Annotated in this window: 7 protein-coding genes and 2 tRNA genes; 7 read left to right on the top strand and 2 right to left on the bottom strand. The window is 54.3% G+C overall.

The features are described 5' to 3' along the window. Window positions 1-65: 65 nt before the first annotated feature. Window positions 66-142 (top strand) — tRNA-Asp (locus F3I15_RS16885). Window positions 143-150: 8 nt separating this feature from the next. Next, window positions 151-226, top strand: a tRNA-Trp gene (locus F3I15_RS16880). Window positions 227-352: 126 nt separating this feature from the next. Here F3I15_RS16880 and hdfR read toward each other — a convergent pair. Continuing rightward, window positions 353-1,174, bottom strand: a complete 822-nt coding sequence (hdfR, locus tag F3I15_RS16875; RefSeq protein WP_039381140.1) for an HTH-type transcriptional regulator HdfR — start codon at window positions 1,172-1,174, stop codon at window positions 353-355. Between the two features lie 121 nt (window positions 1,175-1,295). Here hdfR and F3I15_RS16870 point away from each other — a divergent pair, with 121 nt between their 5' ends. Beyond that, window positions 1,296-1,634, top strand: coding sequence for a DUF413 domain-containing protein (locus F3I15_RS16870; protein WP_150018701.1), 339 nt, complete (start codon window positions 1,296-1,298; stop codon window positions 1,632-1,634). A 28-nt stretch (window positions 1,635-1,662) separates the two neighbouring features. On the opposite strand, the gene F3I15_RS16865 is transcribed toward F3I15_RS16870, so the two are convergent. After that, window positions 1,663-3,183 carry a YifB family Mg chelatase-like AAA ATPase gene (locus F3I15_RS16865; RefSeq protein WP_150018700.1) on the bottom strand — a complete coding sequence of 507 codons (1,521 nt, stop codon included), beginning with the start codon at window positions 3,181-3,183 and terminating at the stop codon, window positions 1,663-1,665. Window positions 3,184-3,510: 327 nt separating this feature from the next. Between F3I15_RS16865 and ilvL the strand changes: the two genes are divergently transcribed. From ilvL to F3I15_RS16845, 4 genes are all read left to right on the top strand, one after another. Continuing rightward, window positions 3,511-3,609, top strand: a complete 99-nt coding sequence (gene ilvL / locus F3I15_RS16860; RefSeq protein WP_071669254.1) for an ilv operon leader peptide — start codon at window positions 3,511-3,513, stop codon at window positions 3,607-3,609. A gap of 149 nt (window positions 3,610-3,758) precedes the next feature. Further along, window positions 3,759-5,405, top strand: coding sequence for an acetolactate synthase 2 catalytic subunit (ilvG, locus tag F3I15_RS16855; RefSeq protein WP_150018699.1), 1,647 nt, complete (start codon window positions 3,759-3,761; stop codon window positions 5,403-5,405). Beyond that, entirely contained in the window at window positions 5,402-5,659 is a 258-nt protein-coding gene (gene ilvM, locus F3I15_RS16850) for an acetolactate synthase 2 small subunit (RefSeq protein ID WP_039381130.1), read from the top strand. Before ilvG ends, ilvM begins: the two co-directional genes overlap by 4 nt. An 18-nt stretch (window positions 5,660-5,677) precedes the next feature. After that, entirely contained in the window at window positions 5,678-6,607 is a 930-nt protein-coding gene (locus F3I15_RS16845) for a branched-chain amino acid transaminase (protein WP_150018698.1), read from the top strand. The last annotated feature ends 6 nt before the right edge of the window (window positions 6,608-6,613 follow it).

Raw genomic sequence — 6,613 nt, 5'->3', positions numbered from 1 at the left:
CGGTGACGCGGAGAGGGCGAAACACCTGGCTTCAGGCGCGGTCCTGAGGGCAGTAAAGAATCGGTGGAGCGGTAGTTCAGTTGGTTAGAATACCTGCCTGTCACGCAGGGGGTCGCGGGTTCGAGCCCCGTCCGTTCCGCCACCCTATTTAGGGGCGTAGTTCAATTGGTAGAGCACCGGTCTCCAAAACCGGGTGTTGGGGGTTCGAGTCCCTCCGCCCCTGCCAGAAAACAATCCTTTGCTTCGGCAAAGGATTTTTTTTGCCTGAAATTCAGGATATTTTGGCATCCTTTCAAAAAATAAAGAGTCTGCGCCCGCTTTCACAGCTTCAGACCCTTCTCAATCTGCTATCTCAATGCGTCAGAACCGGAAATTTAAGCAGCTGACGGATATGCGTTTGCTGATCGCTATTCTGCAGCCAGACCGCATATAGCGGACGCACCGCTACCGGTGTATCGGGGATCGGCACAATATCGTTATATATGCCCTGCCAGGAATCGGGTAAGAAAGCACAGGCCCCGGTAGTGTGTAACAGTTCCCGCGTTACATGTGCTGATGTCGTGGTTAACACCGGAACATCATCACTGGACAAATAGCTCTCATGCTGATGAAAATCCGCGCCCCATTCCAGCTTGATATAATCATACTTCTCGCGTTTTTCCGTTTTACGCGCCCGGAACAGAGCAAGTGAAATATGACCAATCTGCTGGCTGGTCAGCTCATCCATTTTTGGCGCTTCCGTTGTGATTAGCAGATCAAGCTGCCGCTCATGCAGCTGTTTAACCAGCAGATGACGCTGGGCAATGCGGGCTTCCATATGCAGACTTTCACGGTTCTCATAGAGCGTCTGAAGCCAGGGCGTGAGATAAGCCTCCCACAGGGAAGCGCTGGCACCAATTGAGAGCTCATGATGCTGCTGCGTATGCGAAACCTCTTTCTTTGCCATCAGCCAGGTACTCATCAGGCTTTCCGCATAAGGCAATAACCGCTCACCTGCTGAAGTCAGGCGGATATTATTACGATGGCGGGTAAAGAGATTTACGCCCAGCTGATTTTCCAATTGACGGATGCGAAAACTGACAGCAGATTGCGTAAGGTACAGCGCCTCCGCAGCACGTCCAAAATGACGCGTTCTGCTCACCTCCAGAAAAGTTTTCAGTAATTCCGTATCCACACTATTCTCCCAAAATTTGTTTGTCGTACTGATTTAAATGTTTTGTTTTACACTCTGTCAAGCCTATCTAATACTCCGCGCCATAAATAGCACGGCCATATGAGAATCAGGAGCGTGTAAAATGGCGGAAAGCTTCGCAACAACAAATCGTTTCTTCGATAACAAACATTATCCACGTGGATTTTCACGTCATGGTGATTTCACTATTAAAGAAGCCCAGCTTCTGGAGCGTCACGGATACGCCTTTAATGAGCTTGATCTGGCAAAACGCGAACCGGTAACAGAAGAGGAGCGGTCGTTTCTTGAAGTGTGCCGCGGACAACGTGAGCCGATGACTGAAGCAGAGCGCGTCTGGTCTAAGTATATCGCCCGCATCAAGCGTCCCAAGCGCTTTCACACCCTCTCGGGTGGCAAGCCGCAGATGGATACGGTTGAAGATTTCAGCGACAGCGATGACTGATAAAACGGGGCTCGGAATAGCCCCGTTTTTATTCCAGCGTCTTATGCAAATAAATCATCAAACGATCGATACTGCGGTAGCTCACCGCTTCCTGCAGATGCGGCCGTGCTATCTGTGTTTCCCCGGCAAGATCGGTGATGGTTCTGGCCACTTTCAGGATGCGCTGCCACGCACGCACCGACAAACCCAGCGTATTCAGTATCTCTTCCAGCCACTCTGCATCAGCCTGTAACAACGCACAGTCACGTGCGATCTCCGCATTAGTAAGATGGGCATTAATTTTGCCGGCGCGCGCCTGCTGTCGTGCTCTGGCTGCCAGTACCCGTTCCCTGACCTCCGCAGTGCTCTCGCCGGTGACAGCCTGCTGACTAAGGGTGCCGCCTGGCAGCAGCGGGATCTCAAGCGATAAATCGAAGCGGTCCAGAAAGGGTCCTGACAACCGGCTGAGATAGCGCAGTACCTGCTGTGGTGAACAGCGGTTGTGATTGCCCTGGTAATGCCCGGTGGGACTGGGATTCATTGCGCCTATCAGCTGGAAGCGCGCAGGATAAGTCACTTTAGCGCGCGTACGGGAGAGTGCAATTTCGCCTGACTCGATAGGTTCGCGCAGCGCATCAAGGACGCGGCGATCAAACTCCGGTAACTCATCCAGAAACAGTACGCCATTGTGCGCCAGTGAGATTTCACCCGGGCGGGGTATAGAGCCTCCGCCAACCAGCGCATAGAGTGAGGCGCTGTGATGAGGCGCCCTGAAAGGGCGCTTGCGCCACTGAGCACGCTGTTCGCCAGTACTGACCAGGCTGGCAATTGCCGCACACTCCAGCGCTTCACTGTCGTCCAGCGGTGGCATAATGCCCGGCAGACGTGTGGCCAGCATCGTTTTGCCTGTACCGGGTGGCCCGAGCAGCAGCAGATTATGTCCGCCTGCTGCTGCAATCTCCAGCGCGCGGCGTCCCTGCTGCTGACCAATAACGTCACGCAGATCCTGCGGTGAGTCTGCGGCCTCTTCGGTAACGGTCTGCGCCACTCTGAGCGTGGTCTGATTGTGCAGAAAAGCGCATATTTCACTAAGATGCACGCCGGTCAGCGTTTCGCCCTGCTGGATTAATCCCACATCCTGCTGATTCTGTTCAGCAACAATCATCTGGCGGCCGGCTCTGAGCGCTGCCATAGCGGCCGGAATTGCGGCCTGCACGCCACAGAGCGCGCCGTTAAGCGCCAGCTCACCCAGAAACTCATAGCGCGTAAGTTTTTCCCCTGGCAGCTGTTCTGAGGCTGCGAGAAGCGCGATAGCAATGGGCAGATCGTAGCGACCGCCCTCTTTAGGCAGGTCAGCAGGCGCCAGATTGATAGTGATACGTTTGGCCGGAAAGCTAAATCCGCTATTAATGATGGCGCTGCGTACCCGTTCGCGAGCTTCCTTAACCGTGGTTTCAGGCAGGCCGACCAGCGTCAGCGCAGGCAATCCATTACTGATATGAACCTCGACGGTCACCAGCGGCGCTTCGATTCCCAGTGCCGCACGGGTCAGAACTTTAGATAAAGACATCACCCCTCCTTGTTGCCTCTATCCTTGCTCCTCAGCGCGCTATCTGCGATCCCGGTTGTGCCATTTTGCCCGCTTTATCCCCTGTTTTTTTCTCTTGTTTCACTGTTTTCGCCAAAAATGCGCGCTCTCTTCCGCTAAGCATTGTGCAATTACGCGCCGGGCGTAATGAATATTTATCACAAATCTGAATAACCTAGTTTTTACAAGGTGATAACGAAGATTACATCGGAATCGCAAAAAATTGGCTGATGAAAATTATTGTAAATGACCCGGTAACTATGATAACTCTGTAGGCATTACTTCGAACAAGTGAAAAAAAGACAACGTATGAAAGCCCTTCTATCCGTGATTAGCCTAGTCGTGATTAGCGTGGTGGTGATTATTAACCCACCGTGCGGGGCTGCGTCTGGAGAAAGAAAGGCTTAAAAATCAAGTCTGAAATCTCAAAAACCCCCGCACCGAAAGGTCCGGGGGTTTTTTTTTGACCAGACAAACTATCAGCTGATTAGCGAGGAGCAGATTATGAGCAGTAGCATAAAATTCTGTTGTTCTCACAGGATTACAGGAGAATAACCATGACAGGTGCACAATGGGTAGTTCAGGCATTACGCGCACAGGGCGTTGATACCGTGTTCGGTTATCCTGGCGGCGCTATCATGCCCGTGTACGATGCGCTATATGATGGCGGCGTAGAACATCTGTTGTGCCGTCATGAGCAGGGCGCGGTGATAGCGGCTATCGGCTATGCGCGTGCTACGGGTAAAACCGGCGTCTGCATCGCAACCTCTGGTCCGGGAGCCACTAACCTGATCACCGGCCTGGCGGATGCGATGATGGATTCTGTTCCCGTAGTCGCCATCACCGGACAGGTTTCATCCACTGTGATGGGAACCGACGCTTTTCAGGAGATTGATGTCCTCGGGCTGTCGCTGGCCTGCACCAAACACAGTTTTCTGGTGGAATCGCTCGACGATCTGCCTTCAGTGATGGCCGAAGCCTTTGCTATCGCGCAGTCGGGGCGCCCGGGGCCGGTACTGGTTGATATTCCAAAAGATATCCAGCTTGCCAGCGCGGAACTGACGCCCCATCTGCTGCCGGTTGAGGAGACGCTTTCCCATTCGCCGCAGCATATTGATGAGGCGCGCGCCTTAATGGCACGTGCGGCAAAGCCCATCCTCTATGTAGGGGGTGGCGTGGGTATGGCGCAGGCGGTGCCGGCACTGCGTGCGCTGGCAAAAGAAAGCGGCATCCCGGTTGTCTCAACCCTGAAAGGGCTTGGCTGTGCAGAGAGCAGCAGCGAGCTTTATCTCGGGATGCTGGGCATGCACGGCACTAAAGCGGCCAACCTTGCCGTACAGTCGTGCGATTTGCTGATTGCAGTAGGCGCCCGCTTTGATGACCGCGTGACCGGCAAGCTGGATACCTTCGCCCCGCATGCCAGCGTTATTCATATCGATATCGATCCGGCGGAGCTGAACAAACTGCGCCGTGCTCACGTTTCGCTGCCGGGCGACCTCCGGCAGATACTGCCCGCGCTGAGTATGCCTCTGCAGATCGATGCATGGCGTCACGAAGTCCGCGCGATGAAAGCGGAGTTTAGCTGGCGCTACGATCATCCCGGCGACGCTATTTACGCACCGCTGCTGCTGAAGCAGGTTTCCGATCGCAAACCGGACAGTACGGTTGTGACCACCGATGTGGGTCAGCATCAGATGTGGACCGCGCAGCATATGCAGTTCAGCGCGCCGGAAAATTTCATCACCTCCAGCGGTCTCGGCACCATGGGATTTGGCCTGCCGGCAGCCGTGGGGGCGCAGATTGCCCGCCCTGATGATACGGTCATCTGCGTCTCCGGTGACGGTTCCATCATGATGAACATTCAGGAGCTGGGCACGATTAAACGCAAACAGCTGCCGGTAAAAATTCTGCTGCTGGATAACCAGCGGCTGGGAATGGTGCGCCAGTGGCAGCAGCTGTTTTTCGATGGCCGCTATAGCGAGACCATCCTGACCGATAATCCCGATTTTCTGATGCTGGCCCGCGCGTTTGATATTCCAGGCCAGCGTATCAGCCGTAAAGATGAAGTTGACGCCGCGATTGATGCTCTGCTGAACAGCGAAGGACCTTATTTCCTGCATGTTTCGATTGATGAGCATGAAAACGTCTGGCCACTGGTCCCGCCGGGTGCCAGCAACGCAAACATGATGGAGAAGAGCATATGAATCAGCATCAGTTATCAATTGAAGCCCGTTTTCGCCCGGAAGTGCTGGAGCGCATTTTACGCGTTGTTCGCCACCGCGGCTTTCAGGTCTGCGCGATGAATATGGGCTCCGCCAGCAACGCAGACAACATTAATATCGAAATGACCGTTGCCAGCCAGCGCTCAGTCGATTTACTGTCTTCCCAGTTACGCAAACTTTTGGATGTCGCCTGTGTCGAGATCCAGCAGCAGACAACACAACAAATCCGCGCTTAGTCGCCAAAGGACATAACGATGAGTACGAAGAAAGCAGACTTTATTTGGTTCAACGGAGAGATGGTTAAGTGGGAAGACGCCAAGGTCAGCGTTATGTCTCACGCACTGCATTACGGTACTTCCGTGTTTGAAGGCGTACGCTGCTACGACTCGCACAAAGGCCCGATAGTGTTCCGTCACCGCGAACATATGCAGCGTCTGCACGACTCCGCAAAAATTTATCGTTTTCCCATCAAAGCCAGCGTCGACGAGCTGATGGAAGCCTGCCGCGAAGTGATCCGCGTTAACAATCTGAAGAGTGCCTATATCCGCCCGCTGGCGTTTGTCGGTGATGTGGGTCTGGGCGTTAACCCGCCGGACGGCTTTACCACTGACGTAATTATTGCTGCTTTCCCGTGGGGAGCGTACCTCGGTCCGGAAGCGCTGGAGCAGGGTATCAACGCCATGGTCTCCTCGTGGAACCGCGTGGCGCCTAACACGCTGCCTACCGCAGCCAAAGCGGGCGGTAACTATCTCTCCTCTTTGCTGGTGGGCAGCGAAGCGCGCCGCCACGGCTATCAGGAAGGGATCGCGCTGGATACGCAGGGCTACATCTCTGAAGGTGCGGGCGAAAACCTGTTTGAAGTCAAAGATGGCATCCTGTTTACGCCGCCATTTACCTCTTCCGCTCTGCCAGGCATCACCCGTGATGCGATTATCAAGCTGGCGCACGATCTCGGTATTGAAGTACGCGAGCAGGTGCTGTCGCGCGAGTCGCTCTATCTGGCCGATGAGATTTTCATGTCAGGCACCGCTGCTGAAATCACCCCGGTGCGCAGCGTTGATGGCATTCAGGTCGGCGAAGGTAAGCGTGGTCCGGTGACCACCCGAATCCAGAAAGCGTTCTTTGGCCTGTTTACCGGCGAAACCGAAGATAAATATGGCTGGCTGGATCAGGTTAATCCGTAACAAGAG

It is taken from the genome of Pantoea sp. M_9 (assembly GCF_008631385.1).
In the GTDB taxonomy this organism is placed as follows: Bacteria; Pseudomonadota; Gammaproteobacteria; order Enterobacterales; family Enterobacteriaceae; genus Pantoea; species Pantoea eucrina.
Note: the sequence above shows the minus strand (reverse complement) of the source record. Positions and strands in the feature narration are given on the sequence as shown.